This window comes from Methanocella sp. MCL-LM (assembly GCF_049676595.1).
Classification (GTDB): Archaea; Halobacteriota; Methanocellia; order Methanocellales; family Methanocellaceae; genus Methanocella_A.
Window position 1 is genome coordinate 3,280,847 of record NZ_CP187259.1, and the last position, 24,662, is coordinate 3,305,508.

25 protein-coding genes are annotated in these 24,662 nt (G+C 54.7%); 14 read left to right on the plus strand and 11 right to left on the minus strand.

The annotated features are described in order from the left end of the window. Positions 1 to 135: 135 nt before the first annotated feature. The 5 genes from ACPLPM_RS16580 to ACPLPM_RS16600 all read left to right on the plus strand — a co-directional run bounded on the left by ACPLPM_RS16580 (position 136) and on the right by ACPLPM_RS16600 (position 6,562). The gene (locus ACPLPM_RS16580) at positions 136 to 3,978 is read left to right on the plus strand and encodes a VWA domain-containing protein (protein WP_424357879.1); all 3,843 of its coding nucleotides are present in this window, start codon (positions 136 to 138) and stop codon (positions 3,976 to 3,978) included. Positions 3,979 to 3,988: 10 nt separating this feature from the next. Next, complete coding sequence (locus ACPLPM_RS16585; protein ID WP_424357880.1) at positions 3,989 to 4,723, plus strand: hypothetical protein; 735 nt, start codon at positions 3,989 to 3,991, stop codon at positions 4,721 to 4,723. A gap of 2 nt (positions 4,724 to 4,725) precedes the next feature. Continuing rightward, a complete protein-coding gene (locus tag ACPLPM_RS16590; RefSeq protein ID WP_424357881.1) occupies positions 4,726 to 5,181 on the plus strand; it encodes a hypothetical protein in 456 nt (151 codons plus the stop codon). A 22-nt stretch (positions 5,182 to 5,203) separates the two neighbouring features. Further along, positions 5,204 to 5,686, plus strand: a complete 483-nt coding sequence (locus ACPLPM_RS16595) for a DUF7266 family protein (RefSeq protein WP_424357882.1) — start codon at positions 5,204 to 5,206, stop codon at positions 5,684 to 5,686. A gap of 63 nt (positions 5,687 to 5,749) precedes the next feature. Next, positions 5,750 to 6,562, plus strand: coding sequence for a DUF7289 family protein (locus ACPLPM_RS16600; RefSeq protein WP_424357883.1), 813 nt, complete (start codon positions 5,750 to 5,752; stop codon positions 6,560 to 6,562). A 190-nt stretch (positions 6,563 to 6,752) separates the two neighbouring features. Here the strand turns inward: ACPLPM_RS16600 and ACPLPM_RS16605 are convergent, their stop codons facing one another. From ACPLPM_RS16605 to ACPLPM_RS16615, 3 genes are all read right to left on the minus strand, one after another. Then, a complete protein-coding gene (locus ACPLPM_RS16605) occupies positions 6,753 to 7,313 on the minus strand; it encodes a DUF7288 family protein (protein ID WP_424357884.1) in 561 nt (186 codons plus the stop codon). Beyond that, positions 7,303 to 8,301 (minus strand): DUF7287 family protein, encoded by a 999-nt coding sequence (locus ACPLPM_RS16610; protein ID WP_424357885.1) that lies wholly within the window; start codon positions 8,299 to 8,301, stop codon positions 7,303 to 7,305. Before ACPLPM_RS16610 ends, ACPLPM_RS16605 begins: the two co-directional genes overlap by 11 nt. 110 nt (positions 8,302 to 8,411) lie before the next feature. Continuing rightward, on the minus strand, positions 8,412 to 9,689 hold the full coding sequence (locus ACPLPM_RS16615; protein WP_424360004.1) for a hydroxymethylglutaryl-CoA reductase, degradative: 1,278 nt from the start codon (positions 9,687 to 9,689) through the stop codon (positions 8,412 to 8,414). Between the two features lie 379 nt (positions 9,690 to 10,068). Here ACPLPM_RS16615 and ACPLPM_RS16620 point away from each other — a divergent pair, with 379 nt between their 5' ends. After that, entirely contained in the window at positions 10,069 to 10,248 is a 180-nt protein-coding gene (locus ACPLPM_RS16620; protein WP_424357886.1) for a hypothetical protein, read from the plus strand. 148 nt (positions 10,249 to 10,396) lie between these two features. Next, positions 10,397 to 11,545 (plus strand): winged helix DNA-binding domain-containing protein, encoded by a 1,149-nt coding sequence (locus ACPLPM_RS16625; RefSeq protein ID WP_424357887.1) that lies wholly within the window; start codon positions 10,397 to 10,399, stop codon positions 11,543 to 11,545. A gap of 13 nt (positions 11,546 to 11,558) precedes the next feature. Here ACPLPM_RS16625 and ACPLPM_RS16630 read toward each other — a convergent pair whose 3' ends face one another. Then, a complete protein-coding gene (locus ACPLPM_RS16630; RefSeq protein ID WP_424357888.1) occupies positions 11,559 to 11,936 on the minus strand; it encodes a hypothetical protein in 378 nt (125 codons plus the stop codon). A 278-nt stretch (positions 11,937 to 12,214) separates the two neighbouring features. On the opposite strand from ACPLPM_RS16630, the gene ileS reads away from it, so the two are divergent. Further along, on the plus strand, positions 12,215 to 15,529 hold the full coding sequence (gene ileS, locus ACPLPM_RS16635) for an isoleucine--tRNA ligase (RefSeq protein WP_424357889.1): 3,315 nt from the start codon (positions 12,215 to 12,217) through the stop codon (positions 15,527 to 15,529). Beyond that, positions 15,526 to 16,161, plus strand: coding sequence for a 6-hydroxymethylpterin diphosphokinase MptE-like protein (locus ACPLPM_RS16640; RefSeq protein WP_424357890.1), 636 nt, complete (start codon positions 15,526 to 15,528; stop codon positions 16,159 to 16,161). Before ileS ends, ACPLPM_RS16640 begins: the two co-directional genes overlap by 4 nt. Before the next feature lie 589 nt (positions 16,162 to 16,750). On the opposite strand, the gene ACPLPM_RS16645 is transcribed toward ACPLPM_RS16640, so the two are convergent. From ACPLPM_RS16645 to ACPLPM_RS16660, 4 genes are all read right to left on the minus strand, one after another. After that, positions 16,751 to 17,305 (minus strand): hypothetical protein, encoded by a 555-nt coding sequence (locus ACPLPM_RS16645; protein ID WP_424357891.1) that lies wholly within the window; start codon positions 17,303 to 17,305, stop codon positions 16,751 to 16,753. Positions 17,306 to 17,413: 108 nt separating this feature from the next. Beyond that, on the minus strand, positions 17,414 to 17,920 hold the full coding sequence (locus tag ACPLPM_RS16650) for a hypothetical protein (RefSeq protein WP_424357892.1): 507 nt from the start codon (positions 17,918 to 17,920) through the stop codon (positions 17,414 to 17,416). 111 nt (positions 17,921 to 18,031) lie between these two features. Beyond that, positions 18,032 to 18,526, minus strand: a complete 495-nt coding sequence (locus ACPLPM_RS16655; protein WP_424357893.1) for a hypothetical protein — start codon at positions 18,524 to 18,526, stop codon at positions 18,032 to 18,034. A gap of 84 nt (positions 18,527 to 18,610) precedes the next feature. Then, entirely contained in the window at positions 18,611 to 19,024 is a 414-nt protein-coding gene (locus ACPLPM_RS16660) for a hypothetical protein (protein WP_424357894.1), read from the minus strand. 119 nt (positions 19,025 to 19,143) lie between these two features. Here ACPLPM_RS16660 and ACPLPM_RS16665 point away from each other — a divergent pair, with 119 nt between their 5' ends. The 5 genes from ACPLPM_RS16665 (at position 19,144) to ACPLPM_RS16685 (ending at position 22,513) form a co-directional block, all read left to right on the plus strand. After that, positions 19,144 to 20,817, plus strand: coding sequence for a radical SAM protein (locus ACPLPM_RS16665; RefSeq protein ID WP_424360005.1), 1,674 nt, complete (start codon positions 19,144 to 19,146; stop codon positions 20,815 to 20,817). A gap of 97 nt (positions 20,818 to 20,914) precedes the next feature. Then, complete coding sequence (locus ACPLPM_RS16670) at positions 20,915 to 21,211, plus strand: cupredoxin domain-containing protein (protein WP_424357895.1); 297 nt, start codon at positions 20,915 to 20,917, stop codon at positions 21,209 to 21,211. A 63-nt stretch (positions 21,212 to 21,274) separates the two neighbouring features. Continuing rightward, positions 21,275 to 21,499 carry a hypothetical protein gene (locus ACPLPM_RS16675; RefSeq protein ID WP_424357896.1) on the plus strand — a complete coding sequence of 75 codons (225 nt, stop codon included), beginning with the start codon at positions 21,275 to 21,277 and terminating at the stop codon, positions 21,497 to 21,499. A gap of 153 nt (positions 21,500 to 21,652) precedes the next feature. Next, a complete protein-coding gene (locus tag ACPLPM_RS16680; RefSeq protein WP_424357897.1) occupies positions 21,653 to 21,961 on the plus strand; it encodes a hypothetical protein in 309 nt (102 codons plus the stop codon). A 30-nt stretch (positions 21,962 to 21,991) separates the two neighbouring features. Continuing rightward, positions 21,992 to 22,513, plus strand: coding sequence for a YkgJ family cysteine cluster protein (locus ACPLPM_RS16685; RefSeq protein ID WP_424357898.1), 522 nt, complete (start codon positions 21,992 to 21,994; stop codon positions 22,511 to 22,513). A gap of 41 nt (positions 22,514 to 22,554) precedes the next feature. Here ACPLPM_RS16685 and ACPLPM_RS16690 read toward each other — a convergent pair whose 3' ends face one another. The 3 genes from ACPLPM_RS16690 to ACPLPM_RS16700 form a co-directional block, all read right to left on the minus strand. After that, positions 22,555 to 23,061, minus strand: a complete 507-nt coding sequence (locus ACPLPM_RS16690; protein WP_424357899.1) for a peroxiredoxin family protein — start codon at positions 23,059 to 23,061, stop codon at positions 22,555 to 22,557. A gap of 90 nt (positions 23,062 to 23,151) precedes the next feature. Next, positions 23,152 to 23,814 carry a YkgJ family cysteine cluster protein gene (locus ACPLPM_RS16695; RefSeq protein WP_424357900.1) on the minus strand — a complete coding sequence of 221 codons (663 nt, stop codon included), beginning with the start codon at positions 23,812 to 23,814 and terminating at the stop codon, positions 23,152 to 23,154. Next, positions 23,811 to 24,380 carry a GMP synthase subunit A gene (locus tag ACPLPM_RS16700; RefSeq protein ID WP_424357901.1) on the minus strand — a complete coding sequence of 190 codons (570 nt, stop codon included), beginning with the start codon at positions 24,378 to 24,380 and terminating at the stop codon, positions 23,811 to 23,813. Before ACPLPM_RS16700 ends, ACPLPM_RS16695 begins: the two co-directional genes overlap by 4 nt. Positions 24,381 to 24,662: the final 282 nt, after the last annotated feature.

The following is a 24,662-nucleotide window of genomic DNA, read 5'->3' on the forward strand; positions in this document are numbered from 1 at the left end:
CACATATATATTTATGAGATAAAAATAAGCTGTTTCTGCACAAATCAAATAAAAATGTTCCTTATTTAGACTCTTCTAAAAAAGTATTTATAATTGTTGAAGCCATCATTCTATTATCGGGGGAGCGGTTGCTATATGACCAGGCTCAGTAGGCACATTGTATTAGCGATGGCTATCGCTATAATCACATGTATCGTCGCTGGAAGCACAGTAACATACGCAGGAGAAGTCGGTTCGCCGACTGTGATTATTACCACACCTGCGAAGATGACTGCCGGGACAACGGCCAGCGCAGATGTTTACCTGGTTGATAGCAACAACAATCCGGTTAGCGGAGCCTTTATTATTTTTACGTGTGCCGGAGAAATCTCTGCCACTCCGACGTCAGCGACCACCGACTCGTCCGGACGCGCAACTACGAGTATCACCGCCGGCCCCGGAGCGGGAACTGCATCGCTAACGGCGGCTTATTCGTCGATATCGGCCACTAAGGAAATTTCGGTGAACGGTCCGCCGGTAAAGATAGACGTTACATCAGAATACCCATCGCTTCCGGCGCCCCCGACACTGATGCCGGCGGGTAGAGGAGAACAGGTCCTTTTCTTAGTACAGCTGAAAGATGCTAACGATAATCCCTGCAACAATACGCCGGTGTTCATCACGATCAACGATAAAACCGTTGTCGCCACGACTGATGTAAATGGCAGGGCAAGAGGTTACCTCGGGCCGGCTTCGGAAAGCTGCCGGTACAATGTCACAGTTGCGACTAAGGGAGTAGTCGGAAACATCAGCGAGAGCTTCAGCGTTTACTTCCTGGAACCGCAGGTCATCTTCGAGAAACCGGACAGCGTGACTGCGGGTACAGCTGCCGAGATAAAAGCGACGGTGATTGATCACACTTACCAGACGCCCGTCCAGGACCTGGTGATAAACTTCACAGTATATTCACCCGGCAGCCTCGCGACACCTTCCTCTTACTCGGGCTGTACAGACGAGAACGGTACGGTTCTCTTCAGCTTCAACACCAGCCCTAAAGCAGGGGTTAATACAGTCTTGGTCAGTAACGATCGCCTGGGGGATATCGACTCGACAATCGTTATGGGCATGGGAGGCTCGACCAGCAATATCGTGCTGGTTTCCACCCCCGAGTCACCCATAATCGCCGATGGAACAACCCATTATAAGCTGAGGATGTGGGCGCGGGATGGCGGCGGCAACCCGGTGAAAGGCGACACGCTCAACATCACCAAGAATGGTGTGCTGATCTATGTGGCGACGACCAATTTTAACGGCTATGCCGAGATGGACATCAGCCCTTCTATCTATGTAGGGAGCCTGCTCCTGACTGTGGAGTCCACCTCGACCCACGCTTCAAATACGATTACCCTGGATTACGTGGCAGACAGCCCTGCTAAAACAGTCATCAAGGCTAACCCCGGAGTCATCGCGAGCTCTGACGTGGAGCAGCCCGAGGATATGGAGGACGTACACACTACTCAGCTCCTTGCCCTGGTCACGGACAAGTATGATCACCCGCTTCCCAATCAGTATATCAACATCTATTCATTGAACCTGACGGCCGGGAATATCACCGGGCCGGCCAGCGGCTATACAGACCTCAACGGCGAGTTCTACACGAACTTCACCCTGGGGAAGTTCTCAGAAGGTACGGGAAACACGTCGGTAAATGCCGAAAGCGGCACGCTGTCCTCCACGTTCAAGATCTTATATACCAACGTGTCGTTCATCAGTACGGAATCTACGATCACGCCTCGCAACGTCTCGGTCAACGACACGATCAACGTTGGTATCACCTTGAAAGGCCTGGGCTGGAACAGCAGGGTGCAGCCGGTCGACGTGATGCTCGTCACCGACAGATCTGGTAGCATGAACTGGTGCGCGAACACGGTTTACCCCACAGATAAGCAGCCGAAGCAGGGCACTCTTACCAGAAACAGTTACTATACCGTGGAAGACGAAGCGGATGAGTACAACGACGACAACAGGGATCTGGTTCGATTTGAAGGATTGCCAGACTGGTACCCTGTCGCAACCTACGTTAAAACAGGCAGCAGCCCGTTCTCTCTCAAATTTAACACCGCATCGAGCGATTCTTCGTATACTTATTATATGAAGGTAGTGGACCCGACAGGTAAAACATACGTCTCAGACAGAACTTATCCAAATGTCACCACGAGCCAGAGCCAGAAGTATAATACAATAACGTTCAACGCCCCGGTGGCTGGGGAGTATAAAGTATACGGCCTAATCGTGGGCGGCAATAAGAACTCTTACACGGATGCCATCGTGGTTACTCCGCAGAAAACTACCACAGTTTCGACGAGGAGAATAACATCCAGTACATTCAATAATCATAAAAATTCGGTCTACTATAACGATGCGTGGGGGCTGGCGAACAGCACCAGATGGGAGTATATAGACACCTACAATAATGATAACACCAAGGTCGTCGACCGGACGGTTCAGATAATGCTATCGTCGCCCTATACGAATTATTCGTCTAACTACAATGGCTTCAGCACCGGCAGCTACTATAACCTGATGGTCGAGGACCCGAACGGTAACAGGTACGTCAGCACGGGAGCCTACCCGGGAGTCGGCGTTTCGACTATCCAGTCGGCAAACGAAAACTTCGTGCAGTTCACCAATGCGGTGGACGGGGCGTACAAGATCTACGGTATGCAGATGTATAATTCTGCCAAGGGAGAGGCCAGGTATAACATGATGGTACTGACTCTGCCCCTTAGGCTGGGCCCCAAGGTAGACGTGACCAGCGCTGCGAAGACCGGCGCAATCCAGTTCATCAGTAACATGTCAAGCGAGGACAAACTCGGTGTCGTGTCTTTTAATACCGATTATTACTCTACTGCAGGATTCAAGCTGATGACCCCGGAAAACAAGAACAGCACGATTACTGCGGTTAAAGGGTTATCCGCCAGCGGAGGCACCCAGATCTCCGAGGGCATGGCTTATGCGAGAGATCAGCTCGTGAGATTTGGCAGAAGCGAGTACAGGGATTACATGATCATCCTGACCGATGGGTATTCGCAGTCCCCCACCCAGGATAGGGCGGAGGCAACCAGCGCCAGAAATGCTGGCATTACGATATTCACCATTGGCATGGGAATGGCGGATCAGGATACCTTGAGGGAGATTGCCAACACCACTGGCGGTACGTACTACAACGTTACCTCAGATGTCGGGCTGGCCAAGGCATACCGGCAGATCGGCACCCAGATCAAAGACGTGATCGCCAATGAAACATCGATGACGATTATTTCCAACCGGACGATGATTAACGGCACGATCGTGTCCGATGCCGAGTACGTGAACAATTCCGCCTGGGTCACCTTCGCCAACGGCACCAGGGCCCAGATCGAGCCCATCGTAACCATGGATAGCCAGAATTATAGCATGTACTGGGAACCCGGCCAGATCCATATTAACGATGTCTGGCAGCTGGACTACAAGATGAAAGCAATGCATGGCGGCACGATCGTACCGGTCACCAACAGGAGCTATGTTTCGTACATACGCGATAATAAGACTGTCTACGATACGTTTACCGAGAACTCGATCTACTGTAGCGATGACCCCAACAGTAATGCAACCGGTAACAGTACAGCAGAACTGGTGGTCGAAATCATCACGCCAGCGGATAACCAGGACTTGATCGAAGAGTACCAGCAGATCACCTGGAACGTACTGTATAGCGGCCCGTATGATTACACGCAGGTCATCTATCTCCAGCCGGAAGGCGGCGCAGAGGCGGAGCTGAAGAAAGGGTTCGCCGGCAACAACTCGACGACGAGCACGTACAGCACCCAGTGGAATCTTAAAAAGCTTCCTGCGGGCAACTATAAAATCAGGATTGAAGCCACCGACGGCGCGAACATAAACGATAGCCAGGTGAAGGTAAGCATTCCGGCAAACAACGGCAAGATAATACTACATTAGGAGCTGAACGATGAAAAAAAATATCTGGCCGATAGCTGCACTGGCGATCATCATCGCCATGTTTATCCTGACGATCGGTGTCTACGAGCTATCGTCGAGATCCACAGATACGTACAGCAGCCCTACGAATAATAGTAGCATCGACGATAACAGCACTACGTCCGGTACGATCGTCACAGCTACAGCCAGGGCAATCCCGGAAAAGGCCGACAAACTGAACTTCTCGCTGACGTCTAAATCTCCTGATCTGGCGCTGGGCGCCTTTGCCACGACGGTGGATCAAGAGCAGGTAGCTAACTGGACCGTAGGCAAGCATAACGTGTCTGTGGTGAGCATCGCTGCGGATTCCTGCATGAACGGTGCGTCGGGCACGTGGAAGATTACACTCGCAGGTGATGGTGAATTGCGGACTTTTTACGTCGTTGAAGGATTGGTGGCGTACACGGTGAACCTGTCAGAGGGTAAAGAGAGCGCACCGTACTCGGACCCGGCATATGGTAGTCCCGCCCCTGTGCCCGCCCTAAACCTCAGCTGCGTCATCGACAGCGACCAGGCATGGTACAGTGTAAACTTGACATTTTCGGAGGATACAGATTCGGTACCATCAGTAGCGATGACGCTGAAAACGATAGGTAATCGAAGCTACTGGGACCTGTACGACTCTACCGGGGAGGGTATCAGGATCGTGCGCATCGACGCAGTAACGGGAGAGATCGTGAAAACGGCATCGATCGGAGGCCGGTAACTGTGGTCGGCCGGTATGAAGACGACAACGATGGCCAGTGGATCCTGCTAATCGCGGTCATCATTTCCATAGGGATGGCGGTGTTGCTGGTCTTTGTAAATCAGTCAGTGCTCGCGGGGCACTCGTCCGCGACGTCGATCATGGACTTCCCGAAGAACGACATCCGGGACCTGAGATCTGAAACAGTCAGCGAGACATATATCCTGGGAACCCGGGCAAACGAGGCTCCTGACTTTGATAAACGAAAGCAGTGGTTCGACTCCAACTTCACCCGGTTCGCGAAAGATGAGAGCCGCCTCATGGAATACAGGGGAGCAGTATTGAACGTCTCGTACCTGAACATGGGTTACAATGCATCGGCCCACCCGAATATAAGGCAGATAGAGAACATCACGCTGAACATCTACTATAACAACGGCAACACGATGTACAACGAGACTACGATCGTGTATTTATGAGGGTATAAAGGCAGGTGTTACGGTGAAAAAGGGACCGGGAAAGAGGAACTGTGGAGCCATGTCTACAGGGCGCAAAGCGGATGAGAGGGCTGTGAGTGCCATCATCGAGTACATGATCACATTCGTCTTCGCTTTCATCATTTTTATCATGGTGGTGGCCATGTTCGACGACATGTTCATACGCGGCCCTACGGACGTGGTATCGAGGATACAGTTCACCGATGTAGGCAACGACGTATCGGCCAAATTACTGGACACCTACCTGATAGCCCCGGAAACTGGCAACGTCAGTACCACGTTCGAATTGCCTGATTCCATAGCGAGCCACGATTATAAGCTCAGTATTCGCCCCAGTAGTAATGGCTGGGACAAAGAAGTGGTTGTCTTCAGCGACTATACAAGCATCAGTATGACAGTCACCATCAATGGAGTCAACAGCACGATTCCCATCAACGGAAGTACGACCAGTATGTACACGACGCACACGATTAAGTACGACTCGTGATGCGAGCGCGTTATCGGGGGTAGTCAACCAGTGAAACTAGATAAAATGTATAAATGTGGAAGGATGGGTAAAAATCCTTACTCGAGGACCGGACAGACCCGCAAGTCAAACGATAGCGGGGTATCGGAGGCACTCGGCACGATCCTGGTCTTTGGCATTGTAGTATCCGGCATAGCGATCATCGTCTTGTTCGGGACGAATATCCTGAACAGCACCAAAGAGACCAACAATATCCAGAACATCGAGCAGGGCTTCAAAGTAGTTCAAAGCGGCATATGCCGCGTGGCTCTGGAGAAGACCCCGGTGGCGACGGCCCGCATGCACGTCGAGGGAGGGACACTGTACACGGCCCTGGAGGGCTCGACGATCAGCGTGAAGTATCCTGGTACTACCACAATGTTCTACCCGGAGACGAAGACCGGCGAGCTGACTTACGTCACCAACGGTAAACGAGTCAGTGTCCAGAATGGTGGCTTATGGATGTCGTACGGGTCCCTTAACGACGATATCATGGTCTTATCCCCCAGAATATACGGTGCAGAAGAAACTGGCACACTGGTCATCAACGTCATCCGCATCACCGGTGACACCAGTTCTTTCGGCGGGTCAGGGACAGCGAACATCATCATGGAATACAAGGATACAAAAGTGACCAACGCAACTTCATCGCCATCGGACGCCGTGATCACGATAGATACCGAGTACCCGAACGCGTGGGGCAGATGCCTGTATGACAGGTTTACCGAGGATGGCTTCAGCGTTGAAAATCCGGACGTAAGCATTCCGAATAAGGTTGTAGTAACGGTCCACGACGTAAAGAAGGTCATCGTCAGCGAGCACACCATAGGCGTCAAACCGATGCTCTACACATCGTAATAAGACATTCGGGAAACATATTAAACGGTCCGGCACTGGATAGCTATACTGCATCCTCCGGCTAAGCGGGGCCACTGCCGGACCGTATCCAAATTTTCAAGAGCTCCCGGCAGGAGTAGTTTTATCGTCGCTCAGAGTAGTAGCAGGCAGTACCCTTATACTCCCCTGAGCGCCCTTTAGGTTAAAAACTTTAGAGGTACCAGCTGATCAGCCTTACTTCGACGACCTGCGGGAAACTGGAATATTCCGCTATACTCTCAGCCCAAAAAGACGAGGTTTTTTCATTACTGTTTATCGTGATGAGCCGCGATGCGACGACCGAGTTATCCCCGGGTTTGCCGTGCACAATTAACGGCGCCCTGTGATCTCCGGTGTCGTTGTGGTAGAAGATCTCCACGTTGTAGTATATGTCGGAGTAATTTCCGTCGGGCGTCAGGTAGTACCGGATTTTCTCGTCCAGCAGAGAGATGTTCATCTCGACTAACGATAAGTTAGTCTCGTAATCGGCGAGAGTGCCGTTCCAGCCTGAGATCGTCGACTTGAGTTCGCTGGTGTTGGTCTCGTTCAGGCGGTCGAGACAGATCAGCGTATCGGAAGCCTTCTGTAACAACTTCATGTTGGAGGTCATCTCGGTCTGGGGAGAAACGACAGATATGGACTGGATAATGAAAATTAATAAGCCAACCACAACTACTGCGGCTATGACGCCTTCCAGTGTATAAATTTGGCCGTGTGTAGTTTTAGATTTCATTCGACCATACCTCTATCTTAAAAAGCCCTGGATAGCAAACGTTCTGCAACATATAAGTCGAATTACCAGCGTAGTCTATCCCATAACCAGCACCGGCAGGAGGGAAGGGTTTTGACACGTGTTCATCCACTCTCACCTGGATTAACTGGACGTACTGATCTCCGATTGAATTGTAGAGAGAAGAACTGTTTACTACAACCTCAACGGTATCGTTGTTGGTAAAGTTGAACGGGACCGAAAGCTGCTGCGATCCGTTTTTATATAGATAATAGTCTTTGTTGAGGATGTACGGAGTATACGGAGACGCGTTATCATAAGCGTACATAACCCTCAGGAATGTATTGTTGCCGGGTGTATTAAAAATGCGAATGGTGACATTCTCTTCCGGATCGTAGATCCTATTGCTGAGGTTGACATCGAGCAGGGAGGTATCCCCTGTGACGAGGCCGCAGTCCACAAATAACTGTTTCCCCGTGTCCACAAGGACGTTTCGCTCCATGTACTCCACATTATTGTTCTTTTCTGCACCCGACTTGTATAACAGAGGAACATTCATCTGGGAGAGCTCGTTTTTCATGGTAAGCGATAGCGTGTAATCGTAAGTGATCGTACCGTTCAGCCCGACCTTTTCTCCCACAAGGTCATAATCGTTGATTTTATTTAGCGCTTTGATCTTGTTCATCGAAAGCACGTTAGGCGACATCCGATCATTCGCCAGGCCGATGCGGGTAACCTGATCGACGTGGTTCTCCCAGCCCGGGTCACCGTAAGTGTCTGTACCGGCTTGCCACGTATACCAGCCGGGGTCCTCCACCAGCACGGCACACGTCTTGTAGGCAACTGAACCGAGATCCACAGCTCCCGCCTGGTAAGGGACGAAAAGGCCTGGAACGAAGGCGATAACGTAGATGAAAGCCATGAGGAAAATCGCGCTGCCGATGAGGAAGTCCAGATTACTCTGTCCACTATGGTCAATACCGCGTGTCATAAGACCCACCAGATTAATAGGGCGTTCGAACTAGCCCTTATACCCCAATCTGGATATATACATTATCAGATAAAAAGTGATTGGTGTATAAAAAATAGAAAAAAATTGTTTTACTGTTTCTTGAGCTCTTCCAGCAGCTCTTTAGCCCGGTCTGCCCGGACCTTCTTCTCCTTGACCATCGCCTCGGCGACCTTATCGATCAGGTCTCCGGTGGCTCCTGCCTGGATGGCGACGTTCCTGGAGTGGAGCTGCATGTGGCCGCGCTGGATGCCTTCGGTGGCCAGCGCCCGGAGCGCTGCGAAGTTCTGCGCAATGCCTACTGCCGCCATGACTTCGCCGAGTTCCGTGGCCGTCTTGACGCCCATGATCTTGACGTTCGCCTTGGCCGTGGGGTGCGAAGCGGTGGCGCCGCCGACCAGGCCGACTGCCAGGGGCAGCTCGATGGTCGCTACGAGGTCGCCTTCGGCGTTCTTCTCGTAAGTGGTCAAAGGCTTGTAGGTGCCGGTGATCGCCGCGTAGGCGTGGGCGCCTGCCTCGATGGCGCGGGTGTCGTTGCCCGTCGCGAGGGTCACTGCGGAGATGCCGTTCATGATGCCTTTGTTGTGGGTTGCCGCCCTGTAAGGGTCTGCGAGCGCGAACTCGTAAGCGTGGATAACTGCGTCAACCACGTTCTCGCCGCCGATGGCTTCCTTGCTGAACACGGCCTTAGCCCTCATCAGGCGCTTGTCTGCCAGGTTGGAGATGATCCTCAGGTAGACTTTGCCGCCGGTAATCTTCTCGATGTGCGGGCCGACGGTCTCGGTCATGGTGTTGACTGCGTTGGCGCCCATGGCGTCCCGGCAGTCGACGATCAGGTGGACGATCAGCATGGTGTGGCCAGGCTTGTTCGGGACTTCCCTGACGTAGGCCTCGACATCCTTGCAGCCGCCGCCGAACTTCACGAGAACAGGGTCTACTGCGTTGGCCATCTCCATGATCTTGTCCTTGGCGGCCAGCACTTCGAGCCGGGCGCTGAACGGGTCCTTGACCTCGGTTACCTGGATGAGGCCGCGCATGACCGGGCCGGTGCTGCTGGTCTTGAAGCCGCCTTTGTCGCGGGCCATCTTGGCTGCGTTGGACGCTGCTGCAATGACGGAGGGCTCTTCGGTGGCCATCGGCACAAGGTAGTCTTTGCCGTTGACCTGGAAGTTCACCGCTATGCCCAGGGGAACGGGGATAACGCCGATGACGTTCTCGACCATGCGGTCGACCTGCTCGTATTTCAGGGCGCCCGTGGCGCCGATGATTGCCGCTTCCTCGTCGGTCAGGCCGGCGAGTTCCTTCACCTTAGCCAGCCGCTCCTGCGGGGGAAGCTTGTAAAAGCCTGAGATCTGAGAGCTCTTCTCCATAGTGATCACCTGTACAGTAGGCATGCGTTATCATGTTATATAGGTTACCGCTTACTCACCGAACATACAGCACAAAGCTGACCCAATCTCGGCCCCGGGAGGCCTCGAGTTTGGTTCGCAAAGGCGCAAAGGCGCAAAGGCGCAAAGGCGCAAAGACGTAACGATAGCAAAAATATAAAAAGTATAGTTTTTACTGTAACTTTTTGGACATTCGCCATTCAAATCCTCCCTGGCCTCCGGTCCCTCACTGTCCTCCTCTCAGACCTCTTGACCTCCCTGACCTCTCCCTGAGATCGTTCTCTCTGATCTCCGGTGCCTCCGAAACCTCCCTGTCAGTCCGGCCTGCGCACACGTACCCGGCAAAATGGGAGGTTGGGGAGTGCCCGGAGGTCAGGGAGTCTTTTCAAACTGGGAGGTCAGGGAGGTTAAGAGGTCTGAGAGGAGGAATGTGAGGGGCCGGAGGATTGGAGAGGAAAAACCGGCTGTCATGAATCGCCTGTTGAACGCCTGCCATGGCAGGCGTTCAACAGGCGAACACCCGGGCAAAGGAACTATCTAAAAAGTTTCAGGAAGATTATACTTTACGCCCTTGCGCCTTTGCGCCTTTGCGCCTTTGCGAACTAAGTACAAGGCGGCCTGGCGCCGAACTGTTAGTATTTTTCCTACCACGCGAAGGATAAATGTCCTCGGAGGACTATTTGAAATAGATGAAAGTTTTCTCCGCCCCCACAGTCAACGCCCATATTTTGGAAAAGCAAATGCTCGGGAATGTCAAAGCCGCCACCGCCGAGGAGGCGGTGAAGAGGCTGGTTGCGATAGACTCAGGCAGCCTCCCAAATACCTGCTACAGCCTCAGCCTGCGGGTGAAAAATTTTAATCCTGCTGCCTTCCAGAATTCGCTCTCCAGCGGCAAGCTGGCCAGGATCAGGGGCCTGAAGGGCAATCTGCAGGTCATCCCCACAGACCTGATGCCTGCTGTATACGCCGCTTCAGCCGAGTCCCGGGAGGCGAGGGCGAAGTCGCTGCTGCAAGGGTGGGGCATCGGGGAGGAAGAGTACGGGCGGGTCAGGACTGCGATCATTGAAGGGCTGGGCACTAAAGAGAAGACACTACCACAGCTCAAGAACGGGCTCAAGCCGGGCGTGTCCAGGGACCTGGTCAGGACTAAGGGTAAGAAAAAGGAGCGATCTACCAACGTTGCGGTTGTAGCTACGGCCATGTGGGAGCGGTGGGAGCTCCTGAGGGGCGGTACTGGCAGGGCGCCATGCGAGGATCCGGGCAGATACTCGCTCTTCTCCCGCAGGTTCGGCAAGATGAAGCTGGACATGGACAGGCACGAGGCGGTCAAGAAGCTTGCAGGGCAGTATGTGGCCGCCTATGGCCCGGTGAGCGCAGAGGATATCGCCTGGTGGCTGGGCATTCCTGTGAAAGAGGCGCTTTCAGTGCTGGACAGAAAGGCCGTGGAGCAGGTTGAAGTTGAAGGCATCACTGGCGAGTTTTTCGCTGCGGCTGGCCCGGAGATCGGGGATATCAGGCCCGGCTCGGGCATCGTCATGCTGGCCGCCGACGACCCGTACGTGAAAGCGTACGCCAGGCGAGAGCGCTTCGTGCCCAGCCTTTACTTAGACAGGATGATCACCCGGTTCGGGGAATCTGTCAGCACGGTGCTGATCGGCGGAGCTGTCGCCGGCACGTGGCACATCGACCGGGAAATGGAAGGCGATCTGGTCGACGTCGAGCTGTTCGGCCCGGTAGCCGAAGGCTCGGACGAGAGGCTCGAGCGGGCCGCAGATGAGGCGGGCGGGTTCTTCACAGGTGACCACATGCCCGTGCGGATCTCGGTTTATAAGAGATGAGCTCTGGCTCTTTCTATGCCGCTTTTTGGAAGAAGTCGTTAGAGTCGTTCCGCAGGCGTCCGGTCTGGTTCAGGTAGTACAGGTTCTCTGAGTCGAAGCCGGGGTTCTTGCCTTTGTAGACCAGCGCATAGGTGTTGCTGTCGGGCTTGCTCCAGGTCCCGGAGTACGTCTCTACCGTAGAGCCCTGCTTGTAGGTCCGGGTAAACGTGCCGTCGGCCGCAAAAGTATACGAGGCCTCAATGCCGGCGCTACCGCCGGTGCTCATCCAGTTCCAGGTGCCGATGGCAGGATCGCCTGAGAAGTTGACTGTGTTTACGGGGCCGCAACACCCGGCGAGAGTAACAGCGATCAGAATTAGCGGAAGTAGTAGCAGGCAGGAAACTGGCTTCATTAGACCACAATACCTTCTTGGTCAGATGTGTATATATATTACTGTCCTTTGTTTCCGCCTTCAAATACCATCGTATCGGCAGTTCTGCCGGAGAGCCAGGGACAATAAACTTTATGTATTGCAGGCATCATTTTAGTACGGTGCATATGAACTTGAACGCGTGGGATTGCTTTATTGGCCGCCATGGCCTCGTTTTGTAACCTGATCCCCGTTCTGCACATGCAAAGATTTTCACACTACATCTCACTTAGTGTATACGATTTCGCGAGGAATTAGACGTGATACAGGAAGAGAAAGAGCAGTACAGTAGCAAGAGCCTGGAGGCCGGAGTCGACGAACTCTGGCGGGCCAGCGATGCGTATGCCCTGACCCGGAAAAAGCGGCTGGGCAGCAAGAAATTTTTCTTCGTGGACGGGCCGCCGTATACTACGGGCCGCATTCACCTGGGCACTGCCTGGAACAAGATCATCAAGGATTCGGTACTGAGATACCGCAGCATGAACGGGTACGATCTCATGGACAGGCCCGGCTGGGACATGCACGGCCTGCCCATCGAAGTCAAGGTCGAGAGCCTCCTGGGCTTCAAGACCAAGAAGGACATCGAAGAGTTCGGCGTCGCGAAGTTCACCGAAGAGTGCAAGAAGTTCGCCATCGGCAACATGCACGAAATGACGGCCCAGTTTAAGAAACTGGGCGTCTGGATGAACTGGGACGACCCGTACATGACTCTGAAAAACGAGTACATCGAGGCCGCCTGGTGGACGATCAAGCAGGCGCACGAAAAGCACCTCTTAGAACGGGGATTGCGTAACGTCAACTGGTGTCCCCGGTGCGAGACGGCCATCGCCGACTCGGAAGTCGAGTACGCGGACCGGAAGGACGACTCGATCTACGTCAAGTTCCCGCTGAAAGACGAAGAAGGATTCCTGGTCATCTGGACCACCACCCCGTGGACCATACCGGCCAACATGGCGGTCGCTGCCAACAAGGACTTCACCTATGCGATGGTGTACGCCATACCGGCGGCAGTGCTGGAAGAAGCTGCACTGCAGACGGGCCTGGACCACACTACAATGGTCGAGCACCACTCCGACGGCCGGCCCAAGCCGATGCGCTATGCCGACAAAGTGGCAAAGATGGAGGAGGCCGTAGGCGAGGAGAAAGTCAAAGAACTCTATGCGAAGCATGGCGAGAAGCTCATCATAGCCAAAGACCTTGTTGACGGAGTCATGAAGATGGGCCGGTACGCCGACTACCAGGTGCTCAAGACCATGACAGGGGAAGAGTTGAAAGGCACACAGTACGTGCACCCCCTCGCAGATCTCATACCATGCCAGAAGGAGACCGAGCACAAGGTCTACCTCGCAGACTTCGTGGTAGGCGAGAACACTGGCATGGTCCACATCGCCCCCGGCCACGGTTTCGACGACTTTGAGCTCGGCCTTAAAGAAGGCATCAGGGCTTACTGTCCGGTCAAGGCCAACGGCCACTACGACGACTCGGTCGGCGCCTACGCAGACATGGAGATCAGAGAAGCCAACCCGAAGATCATGGAAGACCTGAGGCAGCGGAACCTGCTGCTCGGCGCCACCACGATCGAGCACCGGTACGGCCACTGCTGGCGGTGCAAGACGCCGATCATCTTCCTCACCACTGACCAGTGGTTCATCGCGGTCAGCAAGATGAAGGAAGACATGCTCTCCGAAGTAAAGAGAGTGAACTGGTACCCCGAATGGGCAGGCTCCGCCCGGTTCTACGACTGGGTGAGCGGCGCCAGGGACTGGTGCGTGTCCAGGCAGAGGTACTGGGGCATACCCATCCCCATCTGGAAGTGCGAAAAGTGCGGCAGCCTGGACGTCGTCGGCACTAAGGAAGAGCTGGAGCGGAAAGTCGGCAGGGAAGTCCCCGACCTGCACAGGCCCTTCGTGGACGAGGTCAGGCTGGAATGCGAGTGCGGCGGTGCAATGAGAAGGGTGGAGGACATCTTCGACGTCTGGTTCGACTCGGCCGTGGCGTCGTGGGCGACACTGCACTTCCCGGCCAAGAAAGACCTGATGGACTGGTGGCCGGCCGACTTCATTGTGGAAGGCCACGACCAGACCAGAGGCTGGTTCTACTCGCAGTTGGGCGCGGGCATGGTCGGCTTCGGCAAGGCGCCGTACAACGGCGTGTGCATGCACGGCTTCACCCTCGACGAGACGGGTAAAAAGATGTCCAAGAGCCTGGGCAACGTCGTAGCCCCGGAAGACGTAGTGGAGAAGCTCGGCGCAGACACGCTGCGTCTCTATGTACTGTCGCAGAACGCCCCGTGGGAGGACCTGAGCTTCTCGTGGGAAGAGTGCGGCAACATCAACAGGGCCATCAACATCTTCTGGAACGTCTACAGGTTCCCGCTGCCCTACATGGTGCTCGACAAGTTCGACCCCGCGAAGGTCACCTTCGAGTCCGTCAAAGGCAGCCTCCGGGTAGAGGACAGGTGGATTCTGTCCAGGCTCCAGGCGGTCATCAAGGACGTGGACACGTATATGACCACTTACGAGCTGCACAGGGCCACCAGAGCCATCACCAGCTTCATCCTCGAAGACCTGTCCAGGTGGTACGTCCAGCTGGCCAGAGAGAGGACCTGGGTAGAGGCGGACGACCCGGACAAGCTGGCGGCGTACCGGGTGTTATACGACACGCTAGTGACGACCGTCAAGCTCATCGCGCCGTTCACCCCGTACATGGCAGAGCGCATGTACCAGAACCTCGTCAGAAACGTCGACCAGAATGCTCCGGTCTCGGTGCACATGTGCGACTGGCCCGCAGTGGATGCTACGCTACTGGACGAACAGCTGAACAGGGACATGGACATCGCCCGCAAGATCGTGGAAGCCTCCTCCAATGCCCGCCAGAAGGCAAAGAGGAAGCTCAGATGGCCAGTCCAGAAGATCGTGGTGGCGGCCGAGAACCCGGACGTAGTCACAGCGGTCAAAGACCTCTCAGGAGTCATCAGGGAGCAGACCAACTCCAAGGAAGTCATCGTGCTGGCCCCGGGTGAGGCGAACACCGAACTCGGAGTAGAAGTCGTGCCCAACCCCAAGCTGATCGGCCCCATCTTCAAAGCGGTAGCGGGCAAAGTGACCGCAGCCCTCAAAGCGGCCGAGGGCAAGGCAGTCAGGAAGGCTATCGAGGAGGAGAAGAAGTACATCGTCGAGATACCCGAAGGCTCGTTCGACATCCTGTCGGACATGGTCAGCTTCCGTGACGTCATCCCCGAGAGCCTCGCCATGGCGGACTTCCCGGGCGGCAAGGTGTACGTCGACGTTTCGTTATCCAGAGAGCTGGAAGCAGAGGGCTACACCAGAGAGCTGATCCGCCGCATCCAGGACATGCGTAAGGAAATGAACCTGAACGTGGAGGACCGCATCAGGGTGGAAGTCTTCGTGGGCGACGAGAAGGTGCTCGATCTGGTGAAGAGCATGAAGGATTATACGGCCGGCGAAGTCCGGGCTGATTCCCTCGAGCTGAAGCCGGAAAAGCCAACTCAAGGCTTCGTCAAAGACTGGGACGTTGAAGGCGTCCCCATGACCATAGGGCTGGAAAAGATATGAAGTACGAAGAGTGGGAGCCCCACTACAAGGCTATCCTGGCCGATTTCGGATGGACGCCGGAAGGGGATGAGGCAGCTGCGAGGCTGCTCTCCTCCCTCCTCCCGGCCACTTCCCCGGGCCTCGAAAAAGTCGAAGAGCTCATCCGGGGCCGGGACGTGATCGTGTGCGGCAAAGCGCCCACGCTCGAGAAGGATATCGAAAAGATCGACTGGTGGTACAAGTACACGGTCATCGCGGCGGACGGTTCCGTATCTCCGCTGCTCAGGCAGGGTATCGTCCCGGACATCGTCGTCTCCGACCTCGACGGCTCGCACGAGGACCTGCTAAAAGCGGACGCGAACGGCGCGATCATACTGGCCCACGCTCATGCAGATAACGTCGAAAGCGTGAAGTCGCTGGTACCCCGGCTGAAGCACGTCGTGGGGACTACGCAGGCACAGCCGCTGGAAAACGTCTATAACTTCGGAGGCTTCTCCGACGGCGACAGGTGCGTGTTCCTGGCAAAGGAGTTCGGGGCTAAAAGCATTAAGATCATCGGGTTCGACCTGGATGACACGAACGTGACGCCGAAGAAGCTGAAGAAGCTGAAGTGGGCGAGAAAGTTACTAAAGCTCCTGAACGTAGAGCTTTAGCCTTTTTGATTTTCATTTTTAGCCCGGATCACTCTGCCATAGTATTATAGGTCTTCTTGAAAGGATTCATACGAGTACCCGTACCGTTTACACGAAGTACGCGAAGTACGCGAAGTACTCAAAGTACGGTAAAAACGGCATGCTGTAATATGATTTTATAGTAAAACTTCGCGTACTTCGCGTACCTTGCGTACTTCGTGTAAATGGTACCCGACACTCTAAGAAGTTACAGGAACGACTCGTGGATGGAAAGGGTATTTTTGAGTAGGGGGTATGAAAAATTTTATGTTTGCCCTGCGAGGGTTGAAACACCGCCAACACTCGCCATATGAGAAATTGGATATTCATGTAGAGGCTATGAAAAATTAAAAGTTGGCCCTGTGTAAGTCGAAGATACCGCCAAGCACACCAAGGTTTATTTTAGCGATGTCTTCTGATCCTGATCGAAAAGCCCTTGGCGAGCCTGGCGGCCCTATAACCATAGCCGATATAACAAATTTTTCATGCGATTATAACTATGGCAGCTCATACATTTTTTAGACGAGAATGTAAGGCTGGCCAGGTATGCCTAGCCAGTATGCTGAAATACCTAATACACTTTCTTTAGCGCCCCGGAGAAACCCGAGTAGCAGATACCAGCTACGGCGGCGACAAGCGCGATAATTGGAACCCATAGCAGAATATTGAAAATACCATCGGGGGAGAACTGGCTGAACATCGTGACGTAGCCAGTCTGGGGCATCGTATAAAGCCTGATCACGACATGGCTGACCACCAGAACAGCGGCTGCCATCGCCCCGGTGATGAGGCCGGACACCGTGGATAAGCAGGCGACCTGGGCAAGAGAACCAGTGCCCTGAGCCTTTTTTAGGCCGGAGATGCCACTTGCCAGAAATACCACCAGCAACAGCAAGAAGACGATTGCCGCGAGGATTTCCCCGAGATCAACTATCGAGGTCAGGCTTCTTTCCACGCTAAGGCTGATATCCATCTGCCTGATCAAAGAGTAAGCGGACAGACTGGCCAGCGTGAACAATAGATCGACTGCGATCACTATGGCGGCAATCCTGCCCCACCGTATGCCAGACTCGACTGCCGGAGAGTAGTCCAGTCTGTAGAGATACTCAAGCTTTTGCTCTGTCATTTATAATCACCAGTACAATTTACTTATTTTCACATTATTGTACATTAGTGATTTATAGCTTACGTCAGAGGGCCCTGAAAGTAAAAAAGTATCAATATGCCGAGTGGGCTATTTTCGGGTCTGAGCTGAATATATGGCGCCGCCTATGGCACTGAAGACGACGCTGAAGACAACCCAGAACAGGAACTGAAGAAGGATGACTAACAGGGCCAGTGCTATCCCCGCAGCCCCGGCCAATCCCGCGGTGAACAGCGGATTGTAGTCTCCGGCAACAGCGTAGCCGGCGATGGCCCCGATGATGCCGGCGATGGGTATCAGGATAAGGCCTACAAGCAGGCCTATGCTCTGGTTGACCACGCCTGCGGCCAGGCCGGCGAGGGCAGAGAGGGTAATGGCATCGCTTTTATTGGCCCACGTATAGTTTGCAGTATACCAGCCTACACCCGCCAGAAACGCCGCCACCAGAAGCCACTCGACGCAGCCGAGGGCGCACCCGAAGAAGGGTATGATAAAGCTACCCGTGAAGCCTGCGGCAACGAAGATTACGTGAGAGATGATCAGGATGACTCCGGCGACGATGCCAATCAGTATGGCCTGCAGATACCTCTGCCTCATAAGAGATGAAACAACAGGCAAGATGTAATTAGTTATTTACGGAATTGGCGGCCGGGAGAGAAAAAATCGCTGTCCGGCCGTCTAATAAATTTGAGCCGCGGAATGGCGCGGCTATTTCTTGAGGCTGTAGTAGACTGCTGCTCCGATGAGCCCCAGCACGATGCTGACCACGATCCACGAGGGCGCGCAGCAGCACAGAGAAGACATACCGCCCGCCATAGAGGAAATGCCCGCTATTCCGAGCCCGGCTGCGAGGTCTTCGGCTTCGGTGCCCACGTAGTAGGTACCCATGAGGAAGGGCGATACGAACGCCACGATGACGGCCATGATGGCGGCCATGATGCCCGTGACAAAGCCGGCGACCGCTCCGACGATCAAGGCATCGTTGAGGTCTTTCAGGCCCATCGCGGCAAACCGCACGGCAAGTGCGCCAGCGCCGACGAGCACGAGGATTTCTACGATAAAAATACAGCACGAGCCGAGGCTTACCAGACTGGTAGTCCACGTCCCGATGATACCGACCGCACTGTTGAGCACGATCAGGATGATCATGATGACACCGGCGACGATGCCGGCTTTGATAGCCTGGGAATATTTGAGTTCCATAAAGATCACTTTATGGATAGTAGATTGTAAAAATGAGTATAAAAAAGTAATTGGACAGGTACCGCTGTACCTGCCTTCGCTTGCTTACTTGGTGATCTTCAGCACGACGTAGGTGTATACGACTGCGACGACCGCTGCCAGTACGGCTGCGATTACGATACCGATGACGCCGCCGATGAGGGTTGCCACCAGGGTGATCGCAAAGCCTTCGACGCTGCCCAGCGAGCTGATGATGCCCAGGATCAGGTTGACGACCAGCAGGATGATCTCAGCAACTACACCAGCGACGGCACCGATGATTGCGGCGTCCATCAGCTTGGTTACAGCCTTAGGTCCGATGTAGATTGCCACTGCGCCGATTGCGAGCCAGACGATGAAGGTCAGCGGGGAGATCAGGCAGCCGATCAGGGGCAGGAAGTGCCCGATGATAGCAACTATTGCCAGAACAATGCCGCCGGCAACACCGGCCTTGATACCATTCATATATTTTTCTTCCATTTAACCACCTTAACAGGATAGATGGCTTTGAATGTATTAAATTGTTACGTAGCCGATTGCTAGCAAAGATCATGCTTCCGGGCATCATTTTTATACAGCAGGACGCCTTCAGTGTTATGATGCCTGATATCAGCCGGACCGTCATCCTCGACGGCTACGTGGACGAGCCAGCCTGCCTCGGAGTGCCTCCGTATATGGCGCCTTACCCGAGGTACGTGGCAGGAACGCTGCCGGGAGAAGTGCTGTACTACACGATCGATCAGCTGCGAAAAGACCGGTCTATTTTACAGGCTATTATCAGCGCAGATCTCGTAGTAGTTATCTCCGGCGTCACAGTACCGGGCAAATACCTGGGAGGCACCCCGGCCACCCTGCAGGAGCTGGAGCGGCTCATGGCGGGCATAGAGACGGTGAAGATCCTCGGAGGCCCGGTTTCCATGTTCGGGGCAGGCACCGAAGGAGGCCGGTCAGCTAAGCGCATTAAAGCGAGCGGCGCCTTCGACATCGTGGCCACTGGAGACATTGAAGCGGTGGTTGCAGGTTATGTGCAGGACGGAATGGCCGTCGACCCCGATGTACGCCGGACGGCCAGGGAGATCGCACAGTGGTCTGTAAAGGGAGCGAGGATCGTCCCTCAGCACCCCGATTTCCCATATACGATGATGGAGCTGGAGACGTACCGGGGCTGCTTCCGGGGCAACTGCTCCTTCTGCACCGAAAAGTTCTACGGGCGGCCGGACTTCAGGCCGGTACCGGACATAGCGGCAGAGGTGTCAGCCCTGTACGACATGGGGGCCCGGTACTTCAGGCTGGGCAGGCAGCCGGACATCCTGACGTATATGGCTGACGGCGACGAAGAATTCCCGAGGCCGAACCCGGAGGCGATCGAGCGCCTCTACTCTGGCATCCGCAAGGTGGCGCCGCAACTCAGGGTACTCCACATGGACAACGCCAACCCGGGCACCATCGCCCGGTACCCGGAGGAAAGCCGTAAGGTGCTCAAGTCGATCGTCAAGCACCACACCTCGGGCGACGTGGCGGCGTTCGGCATGGAGAGCGCCGACCCTCACGTGATCAGGCTCAACAACCTGAAGGCGCAGCCGGAAGAAGTGAAGGATGCCATCCGGATCGTGAACGAGATCGGAGGCGCCAGGGGAGCCTCGGGATTACCCGAGCTGCTGCCCGGCCTCAACTTCGTCCACGGGCTGATGGGAGAGACCAAGACCACTTTCAGGCTCAACTACGAGTTTTTGGAATCCCTGCTTGCCGAAAACCTGCTCGTCAGGCGGATCAACGTGCGCCAGGTCATGCCGTTCGAGGGCACCTGCATGGCGGACGTGGGAGAGAAGATCGCTAATAAGCACAAAGGTATCTTCCACGCGTACAAGGAAAAAATAAGGGAGCACATCGACCTTGAGATGCTAAAGCGAGTCGTGCCGGTCGGCACACTCATAAGAGAAGTGCGGATGGAACTGAAGGAAGGCAGCGTCGCGTTCGGGAGGCAGATCGCCTCTTACCCGCTTCTGGTCGGCATACCCGCGGATCTTCAAGTCGGAGCTGTCATAGATGCAAAAGTCGTCAGCCACGGCTTCCGGTCCATCACCGCAGTCCCATACCCGCTCGACGTCAACCACGCGTCCCTGAAAACCCTGGAGAGCCTGCCGAGGGTCGGAAAAAGCAGGGCTGCAAAGCTGGCAGCATCCAGGCCGTACAGGACTCCGGAAGAAGTGGTGGGCGCCCTGGACGACCCCGAAGTTGCCACAAGTCTGCTGGACTTTTTCGAGTACAAATAACGTGGTCTGAGAGCAGGTCAGGCCTCAAATTCCCGGACATCATTTTTCTCGCGGGACAATTATCTCCGGCATGGTGTCTGAGATGAGATACAGAATTATGATTATAGTAATCGCCATCGTTGCTATGCTGGCCCCGGCAACTGCCCAGGCAGCTACAATGGCCGTCGACATGAAGAACAACATGTTTACCCCGCAGGAGATCACTATCCAGGCAGGAGATACTGTCACCTGGACAAACCAGGACCAGGCAAAGCATGACGTCAACTTCGGGGACTTCAAGTCGCCTCTGCTGAGCAAAGGAGAAACCTACTCCCACACGTTCGAGACTGCCGGAACTTATGATTACGTCTGCGACGTACATCCGTTCATGAAAGGCCGGGTGATCGTGCAATAAACGAAGGCATCAACGGCCAACCTTTTTTAGCCCGCAGGCCAGATCGTTCGTAGTGATCATGCCATGAGCGCGCTCACGGATATTGCTTTGACCATGATAGCAGGCTTTCCCCTCGTCGTCTGGCTGGGTGTAGCCACCATCACATTGCTCCTCTCGACTGCAGTTTATGGCTACGGCCTGATGAAGGGCAAGATAAGAGGTACGATCACCACCCACATGAGAATCGCAGGAGTTACTATGATCTTAGCGCTCATCCACGCAATACTGGCCGTCTCAATTTTCATTTGACCGGTCTGCTCGACAGGCGACGTCACCGCCAAATTACCTATTTGTATCCATCGTTAGCTGCGAGTTCAGTTCATCGGGCTTATAAGTTGAACCGGCTAAATGATTACGATGGTGGAATTAAACAAATTTCTTATCATTATTTTCCTCATTGTCGTGGCCATTTTAATAACGCTGACTGTACAGGCCATGATGCCATTTCCCCGGGGGGACCTGACGTATTCCTTTACCGTGGTGGAGATCAGGAACAATACCCTGGTGCCGGATAACGTGAGGGTGTTTAAAAACGCCACCGTCGTCTGGGTTAACCACGATCCCCAGGAACGGTATCTCTTCATCGGGAACGAGAGGATGCCCGTACTGAAGTATGGCGACACGTACACCAGAAACTTCCACGAGTTCGGGATATACGATTGTTTATGCGGCGATAACGCCTCAAGCCGTGGAATAGTAATAGTCAGATAAATAAGGATGTAATGATAATCTAAAATATATATGCTGAGCCGGCAGGAGTTCTTCACCTGGGCCCGTGGCGGCCCGTACGCTCAATGCTCTACTGAGCAGCTCTATTTTGCCTACGAGGTGTACCTGACCTGCCCCATGTCCCGGGACCCGGAGCATCTATCCCACGCCGACTGCGGCCGGTGCGGCAACTGTTGTCGCCGGCAGTGGCGGATCGAAGTATCCCTGAAAGATATCCGGCGATGGCTAGACGAGGGCCGCATCGACATCCTGGAATCGCTCGAGAGAGTGCCGCCGGGCTGTGCACCGGCTACGCCCGGACCAGAACGCAGCCTCGATTTTATACGGACGGTAGAAAGTGCAGCCAGGGGCAGAGAGCCGGATTTGTCGGGAATTATGGCCATGGTCAACGCCCTCGCCTCCGGCGAAGCCAGCTACGTCATACCAAAAACCGCGGGCTGCAAATACCTGACCGAAGGCGAGCAGACGATGTGCAGCATCTACGATACCCGTCCCGAAGTCTGCCGGAACTTCCCGTCGGTCGAATCCGCTTAGAGTGCGGCTAATCAGCTAGTTAGCCGTCGCCATGCGGCTGCCTATCGGAACGCTTCCCGGCACTCCCTGACCAGTACCTCGTTATCAGGGCTGCCCCCGGGCAGGTTCAGGCGGTGCAGGTGCCTGATAATCCCGCTGGGATCAACGATTAGAATCTGCGGATCTTCCACGTGAGAGATGATCTCGAAACAGACGTGCGACTGCTCGCCGCTGCACTGGGCGACTTTGTAGATGTGCGCCACGCTGTGGTCCGAGTCGCACAGCAGGGGAAACGGCAGGCCCAGCTGGTCTTTGATCTTCCGGCCATCCTCGGCTGCCATGATGCTGACCGGAAAGATGACCGCCCCCGCATCCTTGAACTGCTGGTAGTCTTTTCCGATCGCCGACAGGCGAGTCAGACAACGCTCGTCCTCGTGGTTGTAAAAGAACAGCACGACCGCCTTTTTGTTCTTGCAGTCGTACAGCCTCACCTTCTTCCCGTCCGTCCTCCCCAGCGTAAAATCAGGCGCCATCTCGCCTTCCTCGATCCGGTAGTCCATCCTGTACATATGTGCTCAAGAAGGTTTTCGGCCGCGCGGATAAAAGCCCGCGCCGTTTAAAATACAGGTATGCCAGAGCCAGGCCCAGGTTACCCGGGCTCAGCCAGAGCCGGCCCCGGGGCCGGGACAAAAAGAGTAGTGGCCGTCTGCCGATCGACGGACGTATTTCGTGCCCTCGCTATCATGGACTACAATATACTGACTATCGCTTCGCTCACCTTGCCCGAAAGGCTCAAACCGCTCCAGCAGAGCGATGGATTCTTCGAGTTCCCCGATGCGCCGGGCGATCAGCGCCTCTGCGAGGGATACTAGCTCAGAACTACAGGTGGGACATCTGCCAGCGCCCTCGCAATCGTAAGACTCGATTGCAGCCGAGTCCAGCCGGAAGGGGTAGGTCCGGCAAATGTGCGGCCTGGCCTCATAGACCGTACACAGCCCGTCTTTCAGGAAGACGCAATCGCCATCCGGCATACGGCGCAGCACCCACTCGAAAACGTGGAGGTTGCCCCGATCGTCATAATCCTCGCCCTCCGGGGGCTCGACCACTTCGAACCACGATTTTCCGGAAGCAGCCATGATCGCCCGGACTTCTCGGGGGAACACGGCAACAGTGTTATCACCAAACGCTCCCCGGCAACATTTAGAGCACCGGGTACAGGAAAAATCAGATTCGATAAGCTTGCTGGCGAGCGCCTGCACATCGGCCTTCCGGGCTGCCGCCAGCTCTGCATGCAATAAACGGATTTCTTCTGTCAGGCTCATTTGCGCTGCCTGCACACCTCTAAAAAGTTCTGTAACAACAAAGTGCCCTTCTCCGTGTGAGAAACTTCGGGGTGCCACTGCACGCCGAATAGTGGCTTAGATTTGTGCCTCATGGCCTCGATGTCGCAGATGTTGGACTTCGCCAGCAGGGTGAAGTCGGGAGGCAGCTTCGCTACCTCGTCCTGGTGAGAAGCCCAGACAACCGTCTTCGGCCCGACACCCTTGAGGATTGCGTCTTCGTCGACGATGTCGATGTCTACCCGGGCGAAGCCGCCGTACTGGCCGGTCCTGATCTCTCCGCCATAAGCCTTCGCCATCAGCTGGTGGCCGAGGCAGATACCGAGAATCGGTAAATCGATCTTGATGAGGTTTTCCCCGTTGCCCGCCCGCTCCATGGTCGGGCCGCCGCTGAACACCAGCCCGTCAGGGCTCTGATTTAAAATATCCTCTACCGTAGAGGTGTTTGAGACGAGCTTCGCGTCCATGCCCAAATCCCTGAGAGACCTGTGGATGAGGTGGCACGTCTGCCCGTAGTTGTTGATGACCAGCAGCTTCAGCTTATCCATGTGTGATTCATAATGTAAGTTGATATATAAGATTTTTCTGGGTACGGCTACAGCCTCTTTATAAACACAACAGCACAGCGAACATAACGACCCCACGACATCGGCGAACCGCAACATCACGACAAAAGTTAGAACCACGGCGGCACGGCGACACAAAGACAGTGCGATCCACTACAACCGGGTGGTAAGTGAAACCACGACGGCACGGCGACACGGAGACAATGGCGAACCACGAAAAAGAGGCTCTTTTTTATGATTCACGGCGACACGGAGACAGTGCAT

What these genes read in the sequence shown, in the direction of transcription:
- ACPLPM_RS16580 (WP_424357879.1), top strand. Translation starts at nt 136, where the DNA reads ATGACCAGGCTCAGTAGGCACATTGTATTAGCGATGGCTATCGCTATA.
- ACPLPM_RS16585 (WP_424357880.1), top strand. Translation starts at nt 3,989, where the DNA reads ATGAAAAAAAATATCTGGCCGATAGCTGCACTGGCGATCATCATCGCC.
- ACPLPM_RS16600 (WP_424357883.1), top strand. Translation starts at nt 5,750, where the DNA reads ATGGGTAAAAATCCTTACTCGAGGACCGGACAGACCCGCAAGTCAAAC.
- ACPLPM_RS16605 (WP_424357884.1), bottom strand. Translation starts at nt 7,313, where the DNA reads ATGAAATCTAAAACTACACACGGCCAAATTTATACACTGGAAGGCGTC.
- ACPLPM_RS16610 (WP_424357885.1), bottom strand. Translation starts at nt 8,301, where the DNA reads ATGACACGCGGTATTGACCATAGTGGACAGAGTAATCTGGACTTCCTC.
- ACPLPM_RS16615 (WP_424360004.1), bottom strand. Translation starts at nt 9,689, where the DNA reads ATGGAGAAGAGCTCTCAGATCTCAGGCTTTTACAAGCTTCCCCCGCAG.
- ACPLPM_RS16625 (WP_424357887.1), top strand. Translation starts at nt 10,397, where the DNA reads ATGAAAGTTTTCTCCGCCCCCACAGTCAACGCCCATATTTTGGAAAAG.
- ACPLPM_RS16630 (WP_424357888.1), bottom strand. Translation starts at nt 11,936, where the DNA reads ATGAAGCCAGTTTCCTGCCTGCTACTACTTCCGCTAATTCTGATCGCT.
- ACPLPM_RS16640 (WP_424357890.1), top strand. Translation starts at nt 15,526, where the DNA reads ATGAAGTACGAAGAGTGGGAGCCCCACTACAAGGCTATCCTGGCCGAT.
- ACPLPM_RS16645 (WP_424357891.1), bottom strand. Translation starts at nt 17,305, where the DNA reads ATGACAGAGCAAAAGCTTGAGTATCTCTACAGACTGGACTACTCTCCG.
- ACPLPM_RS16650 (WP_424357892.1), bottom strand. Translation starts at nt 17,920, where the DNA reads ATGAGGCAGAGGTATCTGCAGGCCATACTGATTGGCATCGTCGCCGGA.
- ACPLPM_RS16655 (WP_424357893.1), bottom strand. Translation starts at nt 18,526, where the DNA reads ATGGAACTCAAATATTCCCAGGCTATCAAAGCCGGCATCGTCGCCGGT.
- ACPLPM_RS16660 (WP_424357894.1), bottom strand. Translation starts at nt 19,024, where the DNA reads ATGGAAGAAAAATATATGAATGGTATCAAGGCCGGTGTTGCCGGCGGC.
- ACPLPM_RS16665 (WP_424360005.1), top strand. Translation starts at nt 19,144, where the DNA reads ATGCCTGATATCAGCCGGACCGTCATCCTCGACGGCTACGTGGACGAG.
- ACPLPM_RS16670 (WP_424357895.1), top strand. Translation starts at nt 20,915, where the DNA reads ATGATTATAGTAATCGCCATCGTTGCTATGCTGGCCCCGGCAACTGCC.
- ACPLPM_RS16675 (WP_424357896.1), top strand. Translation starts at nt 21,275, where the DNA reads ATGAGCGCGCTCACGGATATTGCTTTGACCATGATAGCAGGCTTTCCC.
- ACPLPM_RS16685 (WP_424357898.1), top strand. Translation starts at nt 21,992, where the DNA reads ATGCTGAGCCGGCAGGAGTTCTTCACCTGGGCCCGTGGCGGCCCGTAC.
- ACPLPM_RS16690 (WP_424357899.1), bottom strand. Translation starts at nt 23,061, where the DNA reads ATGTACAGGATGGACTACCGGATCGAGGAAGGCGAGATGGCGCCTGAT.
- ACPLPM_RS16695 (WP_424357900.1), bottom strand. Translation starts at nt 23,814, where the DNA reads ATGAGCCTGACAGAAGAAATCCGTTTATTGCATGCAGAGCTGGCGGCA.
- ACPLPM_RS16700 (WP_424357901.1), bottom strand. Translation starts at nt 24,380, where the DNA reads ATGGATAAGCTGAAGCTGCTGGTCATCAACAACTACGGGCAGACGTGC.